Origin of the sequence: Ectopseudomonas oleovorans (genome assembly GCF_029845265.1) — a bacterium.
Classification (GTDB): Bacteria; Pseudomonadota; Gammaproteobacteria; order Pseudomonadales; family Pseudomonadaceae; genus Aquipseudomonas; species Aquipseudomonas oleovorans.
In genome coordinates, this window is the sequence record NZ_JAOCLK010000019.1 from 1 (window position 1) to 21,633 (window position 21,633).

General features: G+C 60.4%; 17 protein-coding genes, 1 tRNA gene and 1 pseudogene. 5 read left to right on the forward strand and 14 right to left on the reverse strand.

Going from position 1 to position 21,633, the window contains the following annotated elements:
* Positions 1-25: 25 nt before the first annotated feature.
* Positions 26-199, reverse strand: a complete 174-nt coding sequence (locus tag N5J71_RS11695) for a helix-turn-helix transcriptional regulator (protein ID WP_082065062.1) — start codon at positions 197-199, stop codon at positions 26-28.
* A 350-nt stretch (positions 200-549) separates the two neighbouring features.
* Between N5J71_RS11695 and N5J71_RS11700 the strand changes: the two genes are divergently transcribed.
* Together N5J71_RS11700 and N5J71_RS11705 are read left to right on the forward strand one after the other, a co-directional pair.
* Positions 550-870 carry a helix-turn-helix domain-containing protein gene (locus N5J71_RS11700; protein WP_003464297.1) on the forward strand — a complete coding sequence of 107 codons (321 nt, stop codon included), beginning with the start codon at positions 550-552 and terminating at the stop codon, positions 868-870.
* The gene (locus tag N5J71_RS11705; protein ID WP_003464299.1) at positions 867-2,186 is read left to right on the forward strand and encodes a HipA domain-containing protein; all 1,320 of its coding nucleotides are present in this window, start codon (positions 867-869) and stop codon (positions 2,184-2,186) included. The genes N5J71_RS11700 and N5J71_RS11705 overlap by 4 nt, the downstream gene beginning before the upstream one ends.
* A 64-nt stretch (positions 2,187-2,250) precedes the next feature.
* Here the strand turns inward: N5J71_RS11705 and N5J71_RS11710 are convergent, their stop codons facing one another.
* The gene (locus N5J71_RS11710; RefSeq protein WP_003464301.1) at positions 2,251-3,627 is read right to left on the reverse strand and encodes a tyrosine-type recombinase/integrase; all 1,377 of its coding nucleotides are present in this window, start codon (positions 3,625-3,627) and stop codon (positions 2,251-2,253) included.
* A gap of 185 nt (positions 3,628-3,812) precedes the next feature.
* On the opposite strand from N5J71_RS11710, the gene N5J71_RS11715 reads away from it, so the two are divergent.
* Positions 3,813-3,889, forward strand: a tRNA-Ser gene (locus N5J71_RS11715).
* Between the two features lie 104 nt (positions 3,890-3,993).
* A pseudogene (locus N5J71_RS11720) lies at positions 3,994-4,170 on the forward strand (site-specific integrase); the annotation flags it as partial.
* Positions 4,171-4,711: 541 nt separating this feature from the next.
* On the opposite strand, the gene N5J71_RS11725 reads toward N5J71_RS11720, so the two are convergent.
* From N5J71_RS11725 to N5J71_RS11780, 12 genes are all read right to left on the reverse strand, one after another.
* Entirely contained in the window at positions 4,712-5,788 is a 1,077-nt protein-coding gene (locus N5J71_RS11725) for an acyltransferase family protein (protein ID WP_279916889.1), read from the reverse strand.
* A 75-nt stretch (positions 5,789-5,863) separates the two neighbouring features.
* Entirely contained in the window at positions 5,864-7,273 is a 1,410-nt protein-coding gene (locus N5J71_RS11730; RefSeq protein ID WP_003464305.1) for a lipid II flippase MurJ, read from the reverse strand.
* Between the two features lie 8 nt (positions 7,274-7,281).
* Complete coding sequence (locus tag N5J71_RS11735; protein ID WP_003464307.1) at positions 7,282-8,700, reverse strand: O-antigen ligase family protein; 1,419 nt, start codon at positions 8,698-8,700, stop codon at positions 7,282-7,284.
* Complete coding sequence (locus N5J71_RS11740; protein WP_003464309.1) at positions 8,700-9,800, reverse strand: glycosyltransferase family 4 protein; 1,101 nt, start codon at positions 9,798-9,800, stop codon at positions 8,700-8,702. Before N5J71_RS11740 ends, N5J71_RS11735 begins: the two co-directional genes overlap by 1 nt.
* A complete protein-coding gene (locus N5J71_RS11745; RefSeq protein ID WP_279916890.1) occupies positions 9,791-11,008 on the reverse strand; it encodes a glycosyltransferase family 4 protein in 1,218 nt (405 codons plus the stop codon). The genes N5J71_RS11740 and N5J71_RS11745 overlap by 10 nt, the downstream gene beginning before the upstream one ends.
* Before the next feature lie 6 nt (positions 11,009-11,014).
* Positions 11,015-12,328: a GH39 family glycosyl hydrolase gene (locus N5J71_RS11750; RefSeq protein WP_003464315.1), complete on the reverse strand. Its 1,314-nt coding sequence runs from the start codon at positions 12,326-12,328 to the stop codon at positions 11,015-11,017.
* Positions 12,325-13,512: a glycosyltransferase gene (locus N5J71_RS11755; protein ID WP_279916891.1), complete on the reverse strand. Its 1,188-nt coding sequence runs from the start codon at positions 13,510-13,512 to the stop codon at positions 12,325-12,327. Before N5J71_RS11755 ends, N5J71_RS11750 begins: the two co-directional genes overlap by 4 nt.
* Positions 13,512-15,503, reverse strand: a complete 1,992-nt coding sequence (locus N5J71_RS11760) for a GumC family protein (RefSeq protein WP_279916892.1) — start codon at positions 15,501-15,503, stop codon at positions 13,512-13,514. Before N5J71_RS11760 ends, N5J71_RS11755 begins: the two co-directional genes overlap by 1 nt.
* Before the next feature lie 14 nt (positions 15,504-15,517).
* Positions 15,518-16,282: a polysaccharide biosynthesis/export family protein gene (locus tag N5J71_RS11765; protein WP_003464321.1), complete on the reverse strand. Its 765-nt coding sequence runs from the start codon at positions 16,280-16,282 to the stop codon at positions 15,518-15,520.
* A gap of 29 nt (positions 16,283-16,311) precedes the next feature.
* Positions 16,312-17,223 carry a glycosyltransferase family 2 protein gene (locus N5J71_RS11770; protein WP_279916893.1) on the reverse strand — a complete coding sequence of 304 codons (912 nt, stop codon included), beginning with the start codon at positions 17,221-17,223 and terminating at the stop codon, positions 16,312-16,314.
* Positions 17,223-18,677 carry a mannose-1-phosphate guanylyltransferase/mannose-6-phosphate isomerase gene (locus tag N5J71_RS11775; protein ID WP_279916894.1) on the reverse strand — a complete coding sequence of 485 codons (1,455 nt, stop codon included), beginning with the start codon at positions 18,675-18,677 and terminating at the stop codon, positions 17,223-17,225. The genes N5J71_RS11770 and N5J71_RS11775 overlap by 1 nt, the downstream gene beginning before the upstream one ends.
* Complete coding sequence (locus N5J71_RS11780; RefSeq protein WP_279916895.1) at positions 18,678-20,111, reverse strand: undecaprenyl-phosphate glucose phosphotransferase; 1,434 nt, start codon at positions 20,109-20,111, stop codon at positions 18,678-18,680. It lies immediately after the preceding gene.
* 407 nt (positions 20,112-20,518) lie between these two features.
* On the opposite strand from N5J71_RS11780, the gene rfbB reads away from it, so the two are divergent.
* Positions 20,519-21,580, forward strand: coding sequence for a dTDP-glucose 4,6-dehydratase (gene rfbB, locus N5J71_RS11785; protein WP_279916896.1), 1,062 nt, complete (start codon positions 20,519-20,521; stop codon positions 21,578-21,580).
* Positions 21,581-21,633: the final 53 nt, after the last annotated feature.

The window sequence follows — 21,633 nt, forward strand, 5'->3', positions numbered from 1 at the left end:
TGCCGGTCATTTGACCGGCCTCTTTCTATCTCGCTGCAGCGGCGCTGGTTATCCAGTCGTCAACCTCATGCTGAAGCCAGCGGCTTGCTCGGCCTATCTTCACCTGCCTCGGGAAGTCACCCTCTCGGATACGGCAGTAGATAGTTTTACGACTCAATCCGACTTTGCGGCTAACCGCATTGAAGTCCAGAAGGATCATTGTTGGCGCTGATGCCGAATTGACCCAGTTACCGAGATGGCACTGCCCCGTCCGATTTCTTGCGACCCATTGTCTGTGCTTGATTCTTGCCACTCAAAGGTAGGTCAGTCTTGCGTCGGCACGTGGATCTATTCGGCACCAGCGCCTACAAGCCGTCACCCCTTCCGGCCCAATAGCATTTACAGCCTTCTTCTCTACCGCGAACCGCTCTGCCCACATCTCGTATAAATCCTCATGAATGCGAGGATTATGTTGCAGATCAGCACGAAGCATATAAAATCCTTACGAACATGCGGAATTTTATCCTATGGCCTTACACCAGCCATAAAACCGCTCACTTGTGAGGATTTATGAAATTCGACATTGAGTCCCCTGCCGACCTCGGCGAAATCATCCGCGCCAGCCGAAAGGCCATGCGCATGCGCCAGGACGATGCGGCGGGCAGCATCGGCGTAAGCGAAAACTTTCTCGGCAAGGTCGAGCGCGGCGGCGAGACCGTGCAATGGGGAAAACTCTTCCAGGTGATTCAGGAGCTGGGCCTGACCGTCTCGGTAGAGGTGCCGGAACCGTATGCCCAGGACACCCAAGCCACCCTCGCCAAACGCCGCGAGCAGCAGGCGGCACCGTCCGCTACGGCGCAAGTGAAGTCGCCCCAAGGTGAACGCACATGACCCCGCGCACCCTGAACGTCTGGATCAACGACGCACTTGTGGGCTACATCCGCGAGCAGAATGGGCTGTGGGCGTTCGGTTATGCTCCTGCGTGGCTGGCCAGTAACAGTGCCTTCGCGGTGTGCCCGGGCTTGCCCCTGCAACCCGAGGAACACCTCGACGGCGCCTCCCACCGTCCGGTACAGTGGTATTTCGACAACCTCCTACCGGAAGAGGGGCAACGCGCCCTCCTCGCCAAAGCCTCGGCTGCCAACGTAGAAGATGCCTTTGCCTTGCTGCAGGTATACGGGGCCGAGTCCGCCGGTTCACTCACCTTGCTACCGCCCGATACCCGCCCCGCCAACGGCAGCGAAAAACCTCTGCCCTACGAGGAGCTGTCCCAGCGTATCCAGCAGATGCCGCAGGTACCGCTGGCCTATCGCTCGGCAAAAAAGATGTCGCTGGCCGGAGCGCAGCACAAGATGGCGGTCATCTACCGGAACGGCACCTTGTTCGACCCGGAGGGCTCCAGTCCCTCGACGCACATTCTGAAACCCGATCACCCGGACCGGGCCTGGGCCCACTCCGTCATCAACGAATGGTTCGTGATGACCCTAGCCAAACGTGTCGGTCTGGCTGTGCCCGAAGTGACGCGCCTGTATGTCCCGGAACCGGTCTATCTGGTGGCGCGCTTTGACCGCACCCACGATGCCGGGCACTGGCAACGCCAGCACTGCCTGGATACCTGCCAGTTGCTGGGGCTGTCACGGGAGTTCAAGTACAGCGCCGGCAGTGTCACCCGACTGGCCGAGGTGGCCGCACTCTGCGCCCCGGCGGCGGTAGCCCGCTTGGCCCTGTTCGAGTGGCTGGTGTTCAACGTACTGGTCGGCAACGAAGACGCGCACCTGAAAAACCTCAGTTTCCTGACCTACGGTGCCAAAGTCCGCCTGGCACCGTTCTACGACCTGCTGTGCATGTCGGTCTACGGCACCCGCGCGTTCGACAAAGACACCTGGCCACAGGCCGTCACCCTGGCCTGGCCCATCGAGGGCGAAGCGCATCTGAACCAGGTGACCCCGGCCTTGCTGCTGGCCGCTGCCGAGGTGATGGGCATCAAACCCGGAACAGCCCGCACAGCGATCACTCGCTTGGTGAGTAAAGTTTCGACACAGGCAAAGCAGTTGTTGGCAGAAGTGGCGCAGGAAAACAGCGTACTGACCGCACAGCGCCCGACACTGAAAGCGACACTGGCCGGAGAGATGCGCTTGCTGCGCGCCATCGTCAGCATTGTGATCGCGGAGATGACCCGCCAGCTCGGACCGATTGACGCGCGCTAGCCCCCTCCTCAGCGCCATCGCCGTCTGGGCCCGGGATCAGCACGCCCGGGCCCAGAGGCCAATCTCACGCATCGCCCTCCTCGTCTGGCACCTGGGCCTCCATACGCCGCCCGTAGAACTCAACCCAATCCACGTCACCAAACTCCTTCTGCAGCAACCCCTTCAGATAGGTATGCCACCCTTGGAGAGCCACTGCCTTTTCTTCAAAGTAGGCATAGCGGTCATAGATCGCATCCACCGACAAATCTGTGTGGTTGAGGATGCGACTGCGCACCTCCTTACCCAAGCCATGCTTGGACATGTGCGTGGTCGCCGTGCGACGCAAGTCATGCACGGTTGGACGCGGATAGCCATCGGCAACTCGCAGCAGACCCTCTTCTTCGACGCGATCTGAATCCTTCACATAGTCATCGTAGAAACGGCGCATCGCGCGATTGAGCGAAGGCTGCGTCTGCGGCTTAGCAGGCCACCGTCCAGGAAACACATACTGCCCAGGACTGGGCAACGTTTTGCTGTCAGCCCAACGCGCAGGGTCTGCCGCCATCACTTTCTGAATCTGCCGCTCACGCAGGTAATTCAGAATGTTCAACACATCGTCCGAGAGCGGAATGGCAATGGGGTTGTTGTTCTTCTCGAACTTGCCACTGCGATCCCAGATCCGGTCATCGAGGTCAAAGTCGACCCAGCGCATGGCCACGATGCGCCCCGAGCGCTGCGCCAGCATCAGACTCAGCAACAGAGCAAAGCGCGTGTTTTGAGTCAGCGAGGCTCCGGCCAACTGGTGCAGAAACCACACCAGTTCGTGCCGATTGAGACTGCGTTCGCGCGGCGTTTCCTTGGCCACCTTCTTGATCTGCACCAGAGGTGTGGCATCGAGAATCTCGCGTTCGACGCAGAAGTTGAACATTTTGCGGATCACGGCCAGCAGACGGTTGGCCTGCACCGGGGCGGTCTTGGCCTTGTCATCGAGCAACGCCACCACCTGTTTGCGCCTGACATCACCGATTTTGGCCCTGCCCAGGTGGGGTACAAACTCAGTGCGCAGCATGCGCTCATCCTCACGCCACGACTTCTTGTTGGCCCGGGCCCAGTCCAGATAGCTTTCAACGGCCTCCTCAAAAGTCGGGCTCGTACGGTACTCGACCAACTCGACAATCTTCTTCTGCCCGGGATCGATCCCCTGCTTGAGCAGTTCAGCGGCCTGCGCCGCCTTGGCGCGGGCCTCGGCGAGTGACAAATCGGGGTAATTGCCCAGCGTCAGGCGCCGCGGATGGTTATGAAAGCTGTACAGGAAGATGAAACTTTTGCATGTCTTGTTGACCCGCACACCAAAAGTACCGTGCCCTGGCATGGGGGGATCGAGGTATTCTACACGGCCTTTTTGCGGGTCAAATTTAAGCCGTTTGAGGGTGTGCTCATTCATGGCGACGCGCGTGTTCATACCGAAATCCTGACCGTTTTTGGGGTAGGGTTGGGGTAGGGATTATAGTCCTTGGGGTAGGGTTGGGGTAGGGATTTGACTACTTATTGAACAGCGCGTATATTCACCCACGAAAGCCAGTAATTACGCTAATCCCTAGCTAATTCAGGCATTTAAAAGAACTCTTGCATGGAAATATTTTCCACGCAGGCTGTTGATAAAAGGTGTGTAATACTGACTTGTAATCAGTAGGTCCCGGGTTCGACTCCTGGTGCCGGCACCATTTACATCAAGCCTACGGGCTTTGGAATTTCCTAACCCCGTAATCATATGTTCCCGAGGTAGAGTTTCGTTACAGTCCCGTACCGAGTACATCTCGGAGAACATATGGCGACCCTCGTAAACCCCTTCTGACACATGGAAAGCAGTCATCCGCAAGACTGGCTGGCCAACCTGTTCCAATTCCTTCCGAACCAAGCGTGATGCCGAAGACTGGGCACGCCGCACCGAAGACAAGAGGGGCGTGGCGTCTATATCGAGCGCAGCAGCTCGGAGTGCATGACGAGCGCCCCCATCGCTACCTCACCGACGCCTTTTGGGTCCCAGATTCCCCTATGCCTTGACCTAGCTGGTTAGCTGTATGTGATGGCGTTCGAGCGTTTTGCACCGCTCACCCTCGGCTAAACAGCCAGCGCCATTATTAGAAGCAAGACTTCACGTTCAGCATGGTCGCCATGCTGCGCGCCGGTGGACTGATCTATCAAGCGGCCATGCCAGAATGCCTCTAAACGCCACAACAAGCGGCTGGCAGAGACGGCGTCGAGCCTTCAATTGGCAGGACGGGCGACAATTACAAAAAAGCCTTGGTTAAGGCCCTTAAATGTACAAGGCCGGACTGGTTGTCGCTTAGGAGGAGCCACGAGACAACTAGTAAAAACTACCGACGCCTCCTGAACTCAAAACGATAACTTCGCCTGTGGAGGCGAACCCAACCCCACTAGTAACAAAACAACAAACAGGTCAGGCCTTGGCGGCCTGACCTAAACAAATAAACCTAAAAAGCCGGAGCAACTCAAATCCAACGTAATATTAAAAAACCCTTCTCTTACTCTGAGACCTGACTGGCTGTCGCCTTTTTCAATTTTTTCTTATTCTTTTTCTTCCAAACAGGCAAATACATCACACGCAAAAAACTAAATCGCTTAATAAATTCACCAATCAGCAAGGAAGCAATCACGGTAAACACAAGCGCAATAGCGGCACCTAAATGGTCAGGAACAGAAAACCATCTCAGCAAGGCGAAGCTTTTGTTTTGAATCTCACCATGGAAGATCAGGATAACCAGAGTCGATTGCCCGATATATGTCATAGCTTTGGAAAGCCAGCTCCAATGTGTCATCAGACCTGACAACGCCCAACAGATATACCCCCCCAGAACTGCCAACAACGTGGTCCACAGCCAATGATCATAACGTCGTTGCGCCAAATCCATAGTCACGGGATGAAAAAAGAAAATCATGCCGAACAATACGATGCTGACTAATAGACCTATCACCGAGGTTTTATGTGCACGCAGAGCCGAGCGTAATAGATAGCCAAGCAAGAAGTATGCGCTACTGATAAAAACAACATCGGCACTGAACGGCAGCCCAGGTATGCTATAGGAGTGGCCAAAAAAGGTGACCGGCGAATGCCACGACCAGCCAAGCAGCCAGATTCCCAGCAGCATCTGAACGACCACGACAAGCCACATGATCAGAGCGGGGCACCGCAACGACTCAAGCAGGCGCAACAACAACCAGCTGTATAGAATTGCCAGCCAGAAGTGCGGCAGGAACCACAATGCTTGCCAGGGCAGTGTGCTGACCGAGGCATAGAACAAGCCTCCGATATCCGGTAGCAGGGGCTGCCCTCGCAACACATCACGCACCACGACATACAACAACATCGTGAAGAAGAAAGGTTTGAGCAGGGCATCGGCCTTGCCAATAGCCGTTTCAGCGAAGGTACCAGTGGTTTTGAAGAAAACCCCGGAGAGAAAGAAAAACAGCGGCAGAATGAAGGACGCCAGCAGCGGATAGAGAAAATCCGGCGAGCTGGCCACGAACCATCCATGCCCGAACACAATGATCAGGATACCCACGCCCTTGGCGATATCCATCTGAATCCAGCGCTGCTCCACCCTGCTTCCCCTTTAAGAAAGCCCGCTACGGGGCTCTGACTGTTCGTGTGTGTTCGTGAGACGTACCCGCACCGCTCAGGCGGCACGCCAGGGCCGCAGTATCAATGCCATGCCGGCGAGCGTCGCCGCCGCGAATAGCGTAGTCAGCCCCAGTTGCAACCAGGTGTCTGCCACGCCAAAAAGACCTCCTGCGCTGATACCCAGCAACAAGCCCGCACACAGCCAGTACCGCACCCAGGCCAACTGGCCCAGAAGCGCCTGGCGGCGCATGAGCGCCAGGGCCGTGACCAGCACGCCTGCCACGGCTGCTAGCGGTATACCGGCCAACCCCAGCCACCAGGGCAGCGCCAGCAACAACAGCGCGTTGACGCCGCTGCCCAGAAGTTCGCAGTACAGCGGCTGAACCGTGTCGCCGGTTGAATAGGCATAACGGGCGAGCAAGGCATTCCAACAACCGAACACCAGCGGCAGGGCAAACCAGGCAAGCAGCGCCGGTAGCGGATCAGCCCCCAGCGATGACGGCAGCAGCAATGCCACCAGCGCAGGGGCGGCGCCCACCAGGCCGATGCCGGCCGGCAACGCGAGCAGGCTTGCCGTCTCGACCCCACGTCTGAGCAGCGGAATACGCTGCGTATCGGCTCGGCTGCTCATCAGGCCCAGCAGCACCTGATTGAGGCTCATCAATGCCACCAGCGGAAGGTTCACCAGCTTGCGGGCCAGGTTGACCCAGGTAACAGCGCCCTCCCCGAGCAGCGACGCGACTGAACGCTCAAGCAGGGCAAGCCCCTGGCTCGCCGCGTTGCTGCCAACCAACGGCAACATGCGCCGCCCCAGTAGCCGAAGTGCCTGCAGGGAGCCGTTGCTGCGCCATGGCCTCCAGCCCTGTTTCCATTGCCAGGGCAGCAGCGAGCCGGCCATCAGCACGCTGCCTAGCACGCAGGCCTCGGCTACACCGGAGACACTGCTTTGCGCCCCCATGCTTGCCAGATAGATCACGGGCGGTGCGTTGAACAGCACCGAGCCCAATCCCGCCATCACGAAGCGCTCGCTGGCCTGCAGCGGCACACTGAGCAGCGCATGCAGCACGAAACCCGGTATGCACCACGCGAGCAGCCGCAAGGTGTCACCTGCCTGGACCTGCCCGGTATCGCTCAGGCCCAGGCCGATCACACCGACAATCCATGGAGCCGTAACGACTACCAGCAGCGCGACGGCCAGACCGATCAACGCAAGCTGCGGCAACAGCGCCCCCATCCAGCGACGACGCCCCACCTCGTCCTCGGCCAGATAAAGAGGCAACGCAGCGGCACTGAGCAGCCCACCGGCCAGCGACATGCGAACCGCCTCCGGCAGAAACAGTGCGACAAGGAAGGCATCGCTCTGCGCGCCAGCGCCCCATGCGCTGACCAGCAGCCACTCACGGGCAAAGCCCAGCGCCAGGCCGAACAGGGTAACCAGGGTGAGCGACGCGGCGGAGCCAAGCATGGTCGCCCTCAGCCTCGCTCGTTGACCACGACACCCAGGCGCTGGCGCTGCAATCCGCGATGGAGCTTGCGAGCAGGGAACAGCCGCCTGGCCTCCAGCAGATTGATACCCACCAGCAACCAGAACAGGCCGATCATCACCACCGCGAAGCTGAAGTAATGGTCGAACAGACCGCTTATCAGCGCTGCCAGCACACCACCCAGGCTACCCAGCCAGATCGCATTGTCCCGCGTCAGCACGATAGCCCCCTGCTCAGGCCGGCTCTCGCGCCACCAGCGCCAGGTGACGGCGATGAACAACAGCATGCCGCCAAGCCCCAGCTTGTACATGAAGTTGAGCCACAGGTTGGAGATGCCGATCAGGTCAGTGCCTTCGATAGGCGGCTCCAGCTTGAAGCCCAGACCGAACGGGTAGGCAAGCACCGCCCTGGGGAACATCCGGTATTCGTCGAATCGCTCCTGTGTACTGGCGTTATCCGAGGAGAAGATCGTCGCCAGGCGTTCCTGCAGAGGCGGGTAACTCATCACCAGCGCAACGACAAGCACGGCACCGAGCATCAACAGGCGACCGGTATAGGGAACTCGCCGTCCCGCCATCCAGATCAGTACCACGGTCAGGCTCAGCATCGCCCCGCGCGAACTGCACAGCAGCAGTGCCGCAGCCCCCAGCAAGGCGACGCACAGCCCCAGCCAGCGCCGCCAGCCTTCATTGGCAAGGCCAAAACACAGCGCCAGGGGCAACAACAGCGCCATGATGCCGCCCGTAGCATTGGGGTGCATCCAGGGCGAGCCCATGCGCGATGAAAGCGCATTCAGGGCGAAGCCGAGCATATCCAGGTTGCCGTAACTGAAGAACGTCAGCACCGGCAGCATGCCGGAAGCCGAGCGGGTCCTCAGGAATACCGCGATCGACAGGAGCAGCATCGCCAACGTGCCGAGCAACAGGCAGACAACCAGCAACTCCCGGTTTTTGCGCTCCTGCAGCAGCTTGGCAGCGAGGAACACGACGGAAAGGTTGAGCAACCAGCGCAGCCAGTTGGACAGACCGCTGGCGGTGCCTTGTGTCGTGAGCTGCCCCACCACGAAGGGCAGGATACTGAACAGCATCAGCACCATGAGCCAGCGCTCGGTGGTGCCGGTGACCGCGACCCGGGAGGCCGGAGAGATGAACGCCTGCCACAGCAAGGCACCCCAGGTCAGCGCCAGCAGCGCCTCGCTGACCGTGGTACGAATTCCCAGGTTGACCGTCGCGTAGGGCATGAAGGTGGCAAGCAGCGCGAACAGCAGCAGCCCCCACAGCGGAAAGCGCAGTACGCTCACGGCCACCGCCACCGCGAAGACGGCCGCCACGGCCTTGACCGGGGACAGAAACAGCAGCAGCGCACCAAATACGACGCCAACTACGATGGCAATTAGCTTTCCTGGCATTACGAACTCACTTCCGCGATCAATTCGATCAGGCGATTACGATAGGTTGCCGGGCCGAATCGCTCAGCCCACTGACGCAACAGTTGTGGGTCCTCGGCCGGCTCCGCAGACAGCCCCAGCATGAGCTGTACCAGTGCCGGCCCATCACTGGGCGAGAAACGCGGGCTGATCGCAGGCGCCACCTCATCGAGGGAGGAGCCGCGAGCCACGGCCACCGGCACACCCAGGCTCAGGGCCTCGACAACCGGCAGACCGAATCCTTCGGCGTATGAGGGCTGCCAGAGCCGCTGCGCTCGCGCATACACGGCGTGAAGCTGCGCATCATCGAGTCCCGACAAGGCATGCAGGCCTGGCAGGTCACGCTGCGCCTGAGGCAAGTGGTCCAGGCTGCCGACCATCACCAGATCAGGAATTTCAGCAGACTCACGCCTGGCCTGCGCCCAGGCTTCGACGAACCATGGGATGTTCTTGCGCAACTCCAGCGTGCCCACCACCAGCCAGTAACGTGAAGGCAATGGCCGGGCAAGCGCTGCAGGTTGCCCACTGAAACCTTCTACCAGGTTGGGCAGTACCCGAACCTTGTCGGCCACGCCAGGAAACAACCGCACCGCCTCGTCGGCCGTGAAGCGCGAAGGGGTCCAGATCTGATCGGCCGCCCGCACCGCATAGCTGATCGAAAGGCGGTCGCAGGCACGGTAGACCGCAGCCTTGAAAGCGTTGGCGTGGTAATTCTTGAGCGTGATCTGAAACAGATCGTGCAGCAACAGCGCGTAACGCGTGCCCTTGGGACGCGGAGGCAGGGGCAGACCCATGTTGAAGTTCGCGATGTACAGATCGATACCCTGCCTGCGCAGTTCGCCTGGCAGAAAACAGGCCTCGAAGCGCAGCCGGTTGTGAGGCTGGTGCATCGAAGCCGAGGCGCAATCCCAGGGCGGACAGCAGACCTGCTGGCGCAGATCGGCTCCTGACGGCGCGACGGCATAGCGGGTGAGGGTTACATCGGGAAGTTCGCGCAGCACGCGCTCCATCGCCAGCACCTGACGACTGATACCCGACATCGGCGCAGACGCCACCATCCGATAGTCGAGGCCTATGCGCATGACGCCTCCGATACCGGCTGGCGCGCCAGGTCTTCGTAGATGGCCTCCACCTGACTGGCAGCGACCGCCCAGTCGTGATGGACGCGGACATACTCGCGCCCGGCCTGGCCGAGTCGCGCGGCATCCGCCGGCTGGTCCAGCACCTCGGACAACGCCACGGCCAGTTGCTGCGCCGTCTCGCCAGCCAAATAGTCGCTCCCCGGCTCCAGCGCCAGGCCGGACACCCCCTGCGCGGTACTTACCAGCGGCAGGCCGGCGGCAAGGGCCTCCAGCACTTTGAGCTTCGAGCCACCGCCGTGGCGCAACGGGGCAAGAAACACCGACGACTGCGACTGCAGCGCCGGGAGATCGCTGACGAACCCCTGCCACTCGATTCGCTTGTCAGGCCAGCGCTCAGGCCATTGGGCCGGCAGCGCATGCCCGCAGATGCTGATGACCGCACGCGGGTTGCGTTGCCACAGCAGCGGCATGATCTCATCCAGCGCCCACTGCACGGCATCGACGTTCGGCGAGTACTCGTAATTGCCGAGAAACAGGATCCTCTGGCAAGCATTGTCGGGCGTTGCGCCAGCGAACTGCGCACAGTCCACGCCATTCACCACCACGGCCACCGGTTGCCCAGCCAGGCGCTGCATCACGGCCGCATCCGCTTCGGTCACGGCGACCACACGTGCCGCCTGCCTGAGCATCTGGCGCTCCCAGCGCCGGTAACGCCACTGGTCGAACCAGACGAACGGCCGCGCCCAGGTCGGAAAGCGGGAATAGGTGGCCGCCCCCAGCGATGACTCGACATTGTGCTCGGTCAGCACGAACGGCTGCCGCTGTTCACGGAGCGGCTTCCGCAACGGCTCGATGGTATAGCTGTGCTCCACCTGCACGACATCCCATCGCTGCTGCAGCAACTCGACGAACGCGGCCTGCATGCGTGGGGCATAACCATTCACACCAGCCAGCAGAGGGGCTGGCGCGAACAGCGCCACGAACAGACTTGCGAAGCTGCGCAGCGGGCGGCGCGGCACGACGATCAGTTGCTCGAGCAAAGGCTCGAGCATAGCCCGGTCGTCGGCGCTCAGTGGTTGCTTGCTCTGCACCAGCAACGTGATGCGGTGCCCACGTTCGGCCAGACTGCGCAGCAGATTGTACTGGCGGGTCTTGCCACCGCTGGTGGTGGGCCAGGGCGAATAAGGGAGAACCCACAATAAACGCATCTAGGTTCAGTCCCAGGTCAGTATCTGCAGCGACGGTTTGGTCTTCACCTTCACCCAGCTGCCATTGCCGAGCGCCGTTTCGCGCCCCGTGAGCGGATCGTGGAGAACGGCGCGGGTGACTCCCGGAAGCTCAAGCTCAGCGCCCTTCTCCGCCCAGAACATCAGCAGGTTCCGTCCCTTCTCGTCCTTCCAGGCGATGTTGTACAGCCCGTCGATCTTCTTTGCGATCTGCGGGGGCTCGGCGGGTAACAGGCGCGGCCCGGTGATTTTCAGGAACCGTTGCAGCGCCAGGTAGACAGGCTTGGGATTACCTTCAAGATCAAGCAACCCATAGTCACGGTCTCTGACGGTTGCACGGGTGTCGAGGTCATTGAGGGTGAAGAGAAAAACCCGGTCGAAATCCTGCGTACTCATCAAGGCCAGACGCCGCAGAACGTAATCGGCCTGGCCGTTTCGGCCGATGATGTCCTGAGCCTCCTTGGGCCCCGAATAGCTGGACCAGCCCCACTCCGTCGCCCAGATGGCGGGTACACCGGAACGGCGCAATACATCGTTGAGCTCGCGTGTGCGCAGGGCGAAATCGTTGCTGCCACGCATGTTGCCTTCCGGCAGCTGGGTGTAGGGGTGATAGGCAACGATGGTGTTCAGCCGCTGCACACCCAGTTGGCCGAGCTGCTCGAACATGCTCGCGCCACCGGGCAGATCGCTGAAGAATGCCAGCCCGGCGCCCACCACCGGCTTGTCGGGGGCGACGCTGCGCAGAGCCCTGGTACTGGCTTCGAGCAGGCGGGCGTAGCCGGCCGCATCTGCCTCGGGGCGCCAGAAACCGATCAGATTCGGTTCGTTCCAGACCTGCCAGGCATCGACACTGGGGTAACGCATGGCCAGCAGCGCCATGCGCTGGGCGAAAACCTCCGGGTCGCGCGGCGGATACTGATCCTGGTACGGAGACTCCGGCGGGGCGGTAGTGATGAAACGGGCCGAGCCCACCAGATAGAAAACGGACTTGAGCTGCTGGCGCTCCAGATCACGCACCAGTACATCCAGGGCCGCTACATTATATTGATCCTCAGCCAGTTCGAGTTGGTCCCAGTGCAGATCAAGGCGCACCCATTGCAGACCAAGCGCCTTCAAACGCTCCATCTGCTGGTTGTACCGCTCCGGGCTGAACCACAGGAACTGTGCATTCACGCCCAGGAAATCCTTCCAGACGACCTCACGCGGCGCCTTGAGCGCGTGCATCTGGGCGTCCACCCGCATCCCCCACAACAACAGGCTTCCAAGCAGAACGATCATCAAGGCGGCGGCTATCTTTCTCATGGCATCGGCTCCTGTCTGCACAGTTCGTCGAAGTGCTCGTGAAAACGCCGCCCAACACTGCTCCACCGGCGCTCACGCCCGATCGAGCTTGCCCGGTCCGCCCAGGCCGCAGCCAGTTGTGGCTGACGAGCGATACCCTGCAACGCCTGCGCGAGCGCCTCGACATTTCCCTGAGCATAGGTCATGCCGTTTCCGCTACTGACCTCTTCGGCAAATGCCCTGGCGTCCGAGGTAATCGCCCCACGACCGCAGGCCGCAGCCCAGGAAAGTGCACCACTGGTGCCACGTTGCTCACCCAGGATGCGCAGCTTCTGCGACTCCCGGTACGGTAGAACCATGACATGGTGCTGCTGAATGACCTGGGCGATTTCCTCGCGTGGCAGGTCCAGGCGCCAATCAATGCTCTCCTGCAGTTGAAGGCGACCGATCAACTCGCGAAGCTCGTCGAGGTAATCATTACGCCCGCCAAATGCCATCTCGGCTGCGGTACCACCAGCGAGCGTGAGGCGCAGGCGTCCGTGCAGCGACTCGTCGGCCTGCAGAACCCTGGCCAGGGCCTGCAGAAGATCCTCGATGCCTTTGCCCCGGTAGATGAAGCCGAAATACAGCAGACGCATCACATCCAGGTCCGGCAGGGCAGCCGGCGCTATGTCGAGATTGCCGTGCGGGACCACGGCGACCCGCCCGTCGGCAAGCCCCATGCGCTGGCGCAGGCAGGATGCCCCGAGCCCGGTCAGGGTGAACAGACGATTCATGCCGTGCGCCAGCTTGCGCTCCTGACGCAACGTGAACGGGTCATTCAGCACCACCGCCGCCTGCTGCAGCAGGCCCGGAAAGCGTTCCGTCCAGGCCAGGACACGGGGCAACTTCGCCTGACGCCATACCAGGCGCTCGGGATCGTGGATGGTCGCCGTCAACGGCAGCGCGGGATAGCGCATGCGCAGCAGCTCCAGCGCGTGGAACTCACGCAGACGCCCACCGCCAAGCTCGCCATGAACCAGATCGACGCCGCTCCAGTCGAACGATGACACCCGGGCGTTGACGGCCCCCGGCTCTGCGCCACACCCGGCCAGCGGGGCCAGTACTTCGACCCCGTCGGCTTCCAGCGCCGCCTTGAAATGCCCCGCGTAATCGGCAATGCCGTTCTTCTCGGGGGGCAACGGCGCCAGCAGGGCAATGCGCATCAGAACGCGCCTCGGAAACGATCAATCACTTTCAGAACCTTGCCCGGCACCTCGAAGCAGCGACGGTTGATGATGATGCCGTCCACCTTGCCGAACGCGGTGGTGAGAATCGACAGCACGTGCTGGACCACTGGAATGGAGCTTTGTCGTGCCTCTACCACCAGCGCGATCATGTCCGCGCGGCGCAGCGTGACAAACGCCTCGCGGCTGTCGAGCAGAGCAGACGCATCGAGCAGCACGACCTCGCCGGGTTGGGCCGGCTCTGCGCCGCCTACGCGTACATTAAGGCCATTCTCTTCAAGCAACTGACGCATCTGCTCGATGACGAAGCCGACCCCTTCGCCATGACGTGCCGAGGTCAGGCCAAGCATCAAACCATCGCTGGCGATGCGCTTGAGCGGCATGAAACCATACAGCCGGTAGACACTGGCAGCGAAGGCATTGCTAGTCTGGGCACTGGAATTGTTCCGCTCGGGAAGCGTCGTCCACAGGGGCAGGCCAAAGCGCGACTCCACTAGGCCGCCATCATGGATGCGCTGATCCAGCAAGTAGCACACATAGACCACCAGCAAGCCCACCAGCGCCGAGAATGGCAAAGCCAGCAGCAGCATCACCAGCGTCTTGGGGAAGACCCGGGCAGGGTTTAGCGTCGCGGCCTCGATGACTGCGATGTTGCTGATCTGACTGTTGTCCAGTTCGCGATCAATCCGGGACTTCTCCAGGCTGTCGGTATAGAGCACATAGTTCTTCTCTGCCGCATCCAGCTCACGCTGCAGGCGAGCCACTTCAGGCTCCTCGCGCATCGCCTCGTTGCGCTGCGCCTCTAGTTCATGCAGTTGAGATTCCTGAGCCGCGAGCTGAGCGCGCAATGCCTTGTTATTGCTGGTTTCGTCGAGCAGAACACGCTGCAGGTGAATGGACAGCGTATTAGGGGCACGGTCCTCGGAGCTCTGCACCGTATCCCCCTCATCGGCCACCTGCTTCTCCAGCGAGGCGATCGACTCGTCGAGCGCCCGCACGGGCTCGGCGGTGGTCATATAGGTGCGCAGCATATCGACGCGCTCGAGACGCTTCTGATTGAGCAGACGACGCAGGTCCTGCTGGGCCGGGTTCAGGGCGATCTGACGAACCGTTACGACCTCCTGAGGCAGCCCCTTCAGTTGATTGCGAGTGTTTTCCAGAACGCTGTCCGAAGAACTGATCAGGCGCTGGGTATTGAAGCGTTCGCCACGCAGGATGTTGATACGCTCCGACAGGTCCTCCAAACGGTCGGTGATGCTGGCGGCGCCGAGCCCGGTCATCTTCTGCAGTAATTGTTCCTTGTAGCTCTTGATCTGCAGGGCGCTGGCCGCACTCTGCGCTTCGTAGAACGTGAACAGGCTCTTTCGGCCAAGTGCATCGGTACGCTGGCGCTGATAGATTTCGATCCAGTGCTCGACAATGGCTTGCGCCACATCCGGCTCGTTCCAGGTGAAGCGAATCTCCATAACGCTCGAGCCCAGCGCATGGTCGACCTCGAAGTTCTTCTCCAAGGCACGTGCCAGACGCTCGACGTCGGTCTGTTCCTCGATCACGCCGATGGTTTCGAAGACCGTGCGCACCCCATCGATAACCGCACCGACAACGCGCTTCACTTCATATTTAATGCGCTTCCATACCCACGGCGGAGGCGGCTGGTTGGCCAGCACTTCCAGGTAATGCTCAGCCACCTCGCGGACGATCGGCCGGCCGGTGAGCATGCGCTCTTCGTCGACAATCGGATCACGCTGGCTGATGGGCATCACCATAGCCTGGCGATCGCTGATTTCCAGCGGTAAGGCAGCATCACGCCCCGGCTTCACCAGCAATCGCGCATTGGACTCGTATTTGGCGGGCAGCAGGAATGCGCCCAGCAGGATCACAACCAGGGTTATCCCCATCGCCCACTTGAATTCTCGCAAGAATATAAACAGCAGACGCAGCAGGTCGCGAAAGGAACGAATTTCGATCATGAGTGTGTCGCTCCTCAGCGATTGATTGTGTAACTGGCGCCGATTCCCATCGACTTGGTAAAAGGAATGAGCTGGTTCAGATAGACGTCCACGCCCTCGATTCGCTCGCCGACCGCCGACTTGGGCACGAAGACGATATCGCCGCGCTGCAGCCCGACTGTCTTGCGCCCGTGCTCTCCGGTGACGAGCAGTTGGCTGTAGTCGAGGAAATAGGCGTGATAGGCCCCCTCGGAATCCTCTCGCAGCAAGGCGACCTTGCGGCTGTCCGCCGTGGGAAGCACGCCACCGGCCCCGATGATGGCCTGCTGGATGTTGTTGGCCGCCGGAATCGGCACGGCCGAGGGATTGCGCACCGCACCACCGACGAAAACGGTATTGCCCGGCGCGTTGTTGATGTTCACCGTTACCTTGGGCTGGCGGTAGACCTCCTTAAGCCGCTCGGTGAGGGATTCGGCGATTTCGCCGGGCGTGCGACGCGCCGCCTGCACGTTGCCGATGAACGGGTAATAGATTGAACCGTCATTGAGTACGGTGAACAGCGTCAGCTCGTAGATGGTGCTGACATTGAAGGCAGATAACGTCGGCATCTCACCGGCATCGCGGACGATGCGTAACGTATCGCCCACCCGCACACGCTCTTGCGGTGGCGGCACCAGGGCAAGCTGATCGAGCGCCTGCTGCCCGGCCTCTATGGTGTCCGTATCAGGCAGCATAACCCTCGCAGGTGTGGTGCATGCCCCCAGCATCACGACGGATAACAACAAGATCACATGTTTCATTTATCGAACTTCCTGTAGCAAAGTAGGGGCTAACGCCAGTACCCGGAAAACATACTGACGCGACGCTTGAGGGTTGATGGCAAAGACATTTCCACCTGACCAAGACGGTAACCAGTCAGCTTCATCGCACTGCGCAGAAAGACTTCGGGCAAACGGTAGAGGCAGCCGGCCGCGCGCAGCGCTGCCATCTCGGCCTTCACATAACGCATGCCTTCGCCACCGGCCGAACCGAACGCCTGCCTGATCCAGCGCTCACGTCCGTAAAAAACACCGATATCGAAGTAACGACGAAACTCCTCGAGCACGCTGTAATCGTGCGAGTGATACACCTCGGCGGTCGCTGCATAACGCACGGCATAACCGCCGAGCAGCATGCGGGCCGCAACGTAGGCGTCTTCGCTGCCGATCACGTCCTCGGGAAAGCCGCCCACGGCGACCAGCGCGTCACGCCGGTAGGCCGAAAACGAATCGGAGCTGAAACAGGTTTTGATCCCCAACTCAGGTGCATCACTCATGCGCTTGGTGCGGCTCTGCGGCGGATAGTTGAAACGACGCGACTGCGCGCCCAGCAGGCCTGCATCCGGGTGCGGCAGTTGTCGCCCATAGGCAACCCCGATATCGGCCTCGCCCTGCAGGTCGGCGATGATGTTGGCGAAGGTACCGGCGTCGGCCGGAATCGCGTCCTGGGTCAGGTAGATCAGCGCGTCCGCGTCGACCTGCTCGCTCGCCCAACGGCGGGTACCGCCATGATTGAACTGCGCCGGTTCGATCACCTCGACCTGCGCACCAGCAGCGCGAAAGCGCGCCACCGTATCGTCACGCGAGGCGCTGTCGACAACCAGGAACTCGTCCGGCTGCAGCGTCTGCATGGCGAGCGCCGGCAACAGGCGATCAAGATGAGCGCCAGCGTTGCGAGTCGGGATGATCAGGGCTACACGCATCAGCTGGTCTTCTCGCTCACCGGCGCACGACCATAGATATCGTTGAAACGGACGATGTCGTCCTCGCCCAGGTACTCGCCGCTCTGCACCTCGATCATCACCAGATCGATCACTCCAGGATTTACCAGGCGATGGCGGTGGCCGGCCGGGATGAAGGTCGACTCATTGGTATTCAGCAAAAAGTCGCGTTCACTGTTGACCACCCGTGCCATACCACTGACGACGATCCAGTGCTCGCTGCGGTGATGGTGCATCTGCAGTGACAGCGACTCGCCAGGGCGCACCATGATGCGCTTGATCTTGAAGCGCGCACCCTCCTCCAGCACGGTGTAGGTGCCCCACGGACGGGTCACGGTGCGATGCAGGCGATAGGCTTCGTGGCCTCGCTTCTTCAGTTCCTGGGCAACGTACTTGACGTCCTGCGTGCAGTGGGCGTCAGCTATCAGCAAGGCATCTGGAGTGTCGACCACTACCAGGTCGCGCACCCCTACGGCACCGACCAGGCGCTTGGGCGAGTCGATGTAGCAACCCTGCACGTTATGCAGAATAACCTCGCCGTTGACCTGATTGCCGTTGGCATCTGCTGGAGTCAGTTCGCGCAATGCCTGCCAGGAGCCGATATCGCTCCAACCCAGATCACAAGGCACCACGGCGACCTTGGCCGAGCGCTCCATCAGAGCATAGTCGATAGAGATATCGGTCACTTCGGCGAAGCTTTCAGCATCCAGCTCGCACTGCACGCCCTGCTTGCCCTGCGCCGGTGCGCTCAAGGCAAGACACTTCTCCACACCCTCGACGACCTGCGGCGCATGTTCACGTAGTTCACGCAGCAGTACATCGGCGCGGAAGCAAAACATGCCGGCATTCCACAAGTGCTTGCCACCGGCCAGGTAAGCCTCGGCCGTCGCCAGGTCGGGTTTCTCGACGAAGCTGGCGACACGGTAACCGCCCTCCAGCACCTCGCCTTGCTGGATATAGCCATAGCCTGTCTCGGCATGATCCGGCTGGATACCGAACGTGACCAACCAACCCGCATCGGCCAGAGCGCGAGCCCGTCCGATGGCGGCGACGAAAGCGGCCTGATCGCGAATCAAGTGGTCGGCAGGCAGCACCAGCAACTGGGCGTCTTCACCGTAATGACACACGACATGCAGCGCTGCAGCCGCAATCGCCGGAGCGGTGTTGCGCCCCATGGGTTCTAGGAGGAAATCCAGCCCCAGATGCTTCTGATTCAGCGCGCGATAGTCATCCAGCGTGCGAAACAACAGCTCCCGATTGATCACCGTCAGCAGTTGAGCGACGTCATCCAAGCCGGCAACACGTTCCAGGGTTTTCTGCAGCAGGCTGCGCCCGTCGGCCAGACGCATGAACGGCTTGGGCATAGCCTCGCGTGAAACTGGCCAAAGCCTTGTGCCAGCCCCGCCGGCAACAATACAGGGAATCAGGGCACTCATTCAGTAGGCCTCGCGGGTGAAGATGACCGCAGGCAAGGTGCGGAAGAGGATGTACAGGTCGAACCAGACCGACCAGTTCTCGATGTACTGCAGGTCGTACTCGACACGTTTCTCGATCTTTTCCAGCGTATCGGTTTCGCCGCGATAGCCATTGATCTGCGCCCAACCGGTGATACCGGGCTTCACACGATGCCGGGCGGTGTATTCCTTCACCGCATCCTCAAAAAGGATGCCGGCCGCCTTGGTCGCCGTAGCATGCGGGCGCGGGCCAACCATGGACATGCTTCCGAGCAATACGTTGAACAGCTGCGGCAACTCATCCAAGCTGGTCTTGCGGATAAAGCGCCCGACTCGAGTGATGCGGTCATCATTGCGCGTGGTCTGCCGCTCTGCGTTGGCGTCGGCGCGGTCACAGTACATAGAACGAAACTTGAACACCTCAATCAGCTTGTTGTTGTAGCCGTAACGCTTCTGGCGAAACAGTACAGGTCCAGGAGAGTCGAGCTTGATAGCCAGAGCGACCAAGGTCATCAATGGCAGGGCCAAGGCAAGAGCCAGCAGCGCCAGGAGCAGGTCTTCGAGCCGCTTGATCAAAGGAGACCAGCCATCGAGCGGCCTTTCCGAGACATTGAACATCGGCAGCCCCGCAACCTCGGTAATGCGATTGCGCGCATGCCGAAAGGCCAGCATGTCCGGCACCAGAAGGACGTTCACAGGGAACTTGCGCAGCTCGTGCACAATCTGGCCGATGCGGTTTTCGGCGGACCAAGGCAGAGCCACCAACACTTGAGTTACGCGGTCCTGACGCACTAAACGCTCGAGCGCACAGCTATCTCCGAGCAGCGGTAGGCCACCCAACGTATCGGGCAAACGATCAATACGGTCGTCGATGAAGCCGATCAACCCGGAACGAATGTCACTATGACGCTGCATGAATTCCGCCAGGCGCAGGCCATTTTCAGTCGCCCCCAGAATGACCGCGCTTTGTAGAAATTGCCCAGCGCGCATCCAGTACCGAAAGATGGCCAACAGCACTAACCGTTCAGCACCAAAAGCAAAGAGACTGGCTAAAAACCAGACACTTAAGAAATGCCATTCCATGAAGCTGAACATGGCCAGAGCCTGATGCATGAAAAGCAACAGACAGAACGCTGCAGACCAGGCGAAAAACATCATGCGAAAGCGCAACAGGCTACTGAATATCTCCTCGGAGTAAACGCCCAGGGCTTGAAACATCATTACCGTAAGAACGCCAAAGAAGAGCAGTACCGTGGTGTAGCTTTGTGTCAGCACGGGCTCGTCCGATAGCCATACCAGAAGCGCAAACCCAGGCAAAATGGCGGTAATGCCATGAACCAGGCGAATGGCCGCCAAGAAATATTCGATGAACCCAGGACGCGCCAGCAAGGAACCACCGGCTGATTGCAGAAGCATGAAAAGTCACTCCCCACCTTATTTTTCGTTCATGAACATCCGGTGTCGTCAAAAAACAGGCAGAAAATGCAAAAAATAAAATTTCCGACAGAATATCGTCAAATTGTTTTGTGCCGTGACTTAACCACTTTTATGATGGCATTTCAATATACGCACTGATGAATAGCACAGTTAATTTCTGGCGCCAGAAAGCCAGCAAAAAAGCAGCTTTGTTGAAGAACGCCATGTGCTCGTACTACCGCCAAAAAGACTCGCGCAACCGAAACGGGTTGATGTACAAAATGCGCCATCAACCATTCAGGCTTATGGCTATTGAGCCTCTACGTGGCCTGCTGCGCCACGGCTTCCGCGACTTTCAATTGATCCAGGGCCTCGCCTGCCGTCACTCATTGCCAAGGACACAGTAAATGCGTATTCTTGTTACCGGCGGTGCCGGCTTCATCGGCTCAGCCCTGATTCGCCACCTGATCCAACACACCGGGCATCAGGTGCTCAACCTCGACAAGTTGACCTACGCCGGCAACCTGGAATCGCTTGCCCCCGTTGATGACAACCCGCGCTACCGCTTCGTCCAGGCGGATATCGCCGACAGCCCTGTGGTCGCGCAGACGCTGGCCGAGTTCCAGCCCGACGCCATCATGCACCTGGCCGCCGAGTCCCACGTCGACCGCTCCATCGATGGCCCAGCGGCCTTTATCCAGACCAATATCGTCGGTACCTATAGCCTGCTGGAAAGCACCCGCGCCTACTGGCTTGGCCTGAGCGCTGAGCGCAAGGCGGCCTTTCGTTTCCATCACATATCCACCGACGAGGTATACGGCGACCTGCATGGCGTCGACGACCTCTTCACCGAAACCACCCCTTACGCGCCCAGCTCACCGTATTCGGCGAGCAAGGCGGCGTCCGACCATCTGGTACGCGCCTGGCAGCGCACCTATGGCCTGCCGGTGCTGATCAGCAACTGCTCGAACAACTACGGTCCCTATCATTTCCCCGAGAAGCTGATCCCGCTGATGATCCTCAACGCCCTGGCGGGCAAACCGCTGCCGGTGTATGGCAACGGTCAGCAGGTGCGCGACTGGCTGTATGTGGAAGACCACGCGCGCGCCCTGCTCAAGGTGGTCAGCGAAGGTCAGGTCGGCGAGACCTACAACATCGGCGGCCATAATGAACAGAAGAACCTGGATGTGGTACGCGCCATCTGCGCGTTGCTGGAGGAGCTGGCGCCGCATAAGCCGGCCGGTATCGCGCGCTATGAAGACCTCATCACCTACGTGCAGGATCGCCCGGGCCATGACCTGCGCTACGCCATCGACGCCGGCAAGATCGAGCGCGAGCTGGGCTGGATACCGCAGGAAACCTTCGAAACCGGGCTGCGCAAGACGGTGCAGTGGTACCTGGACAACCTCGACTGGTGCCGCCGCGTGCAGGATGGTAGCTATCAGGGCCAGCGACTCGGAGCACTCTAGAGCTCAAGACGTAGGGCGGGTACAACCCGCCAGCCAGGCAGCGGCGGGTTGCA

Excerpts from the sequence above, each read along its gene's own strand:
- N5J71_RS11695 (WP_082065062.1), bottom strand. The coding sequence starts at position 199 with ATGATCCTTCTGGACTTCAATGCGGTTAGCCGCAAAGTCGGATTGAGT.
- N5J71_RS11700 (WP_003464297.1), top strand. The coding sequence starts at position 550 with ATGAAATTCGACATTGAGTCCCCTGCCGACCTCGGCGAAATCATCCGC.
- N5J71_RS11705 (WP_003464299.1), top strand. The coding sequence starts at position 867 with ATGACCCCGCGCACCCTGAACGTCTGGATCAACGACGCACTTGTGGGC.
- N5J71_RS11710 (WP_003464301.1), bottom strand. The coding sequence starts at position 3,627 with ATGAACACGCGCGTCGCCATGAATGAGCACACCCTCAAACGGCTTAAA.
- N5J71_RS11730 (WP_003464305.1), bottom strand. The coding sequence starts at position 7,273 with ATGCTTGGCTCCGCCGCGTCGCTCACCCTGGTTACCCTGTTCGGCCTG.
- N5J71_RS11735 (WP_003464307.1), bottom strand. The coding sequence starts at position 8,700 with ATGCCAGGAAAGCTAATTGCCATCGTAGTTGGCGTCGTATTTGGTGCG.
- N5J71_RS11740 (WP_003464309.1), bottom strand. The coding sequence starts at position 9,800 with ATGCGCATAGGCCTCGACTATCGGATGGTGGCGTCTGCGCCGATGTCG.
- N5J71_RS11745 (WP_279916890.1), bottom strand. The coding sequence starts at position 11,008 with ATGCGTTTATTGTGGGTTCTCCCTTATTCGCCCTGGCCCACCACCAGC.
- N5J71_RS11750 (WP_003464315.1), bottom strand. The coding sequence starts at position 12,328 with ATGAGAAAGATAGCCGCCGCCTTGATGATCGTTCTGCTTGGAAGCCTG.
- N5J71_RS11755 (WP_279916891.1), bottom strand. The coding sequence starts at position 13,512 with ATGCGCATTGCCCTGCTGGCGCCGTTGCCCCCCGAGAAGAACGGCATT.
- N5J71_RS11760 (WP_279916892.1), bottom strand. The coding sequence starts at position 15,503 with ATGATCGAAATTCGTTCCTTTCGCGACCTGCTGCGTCTGCTGTTTATA.
- N5J71_RS11765 (WP_003464321.1), bottom strand. The coding sequence starts at position 16,282 with ATGAAACATGTGATCTTGTTGTTATCCGTCGTGATGCTGGGGGCATGC.
- N5J71_RS11770 (WP_279916893.1), bottom strand. The coding sequence starts at position 17,223 with ATGCGTGTAGCCCTGATCATCCCGACTCGCAACGCTGGCGCTCATCTT.
- N5J71_RS11775 (WP_279916894.1), bottom strand. The coding sequence starts at position 18,677 with ATGAGTGCCCTGATTCCCTGTATTGTTGCCGGCGGGGCTGGCACAAGG.
- N5J71_RS11780 (WP_279916895.1), bottom strand. The coding sequence starts at position 20,111 with ATGCTTCTGCAATCAGCCGGTGGTTCCTTGCTGGCGCGTCCTGGGTTC.
- rfbB (WP_279916896.1), top strand. The coding sequence starts at position 20,519 with ATGCGTATTCTTGTTACCGGCGGTGCCGGCTTCATCGGCTCAGCCCTG.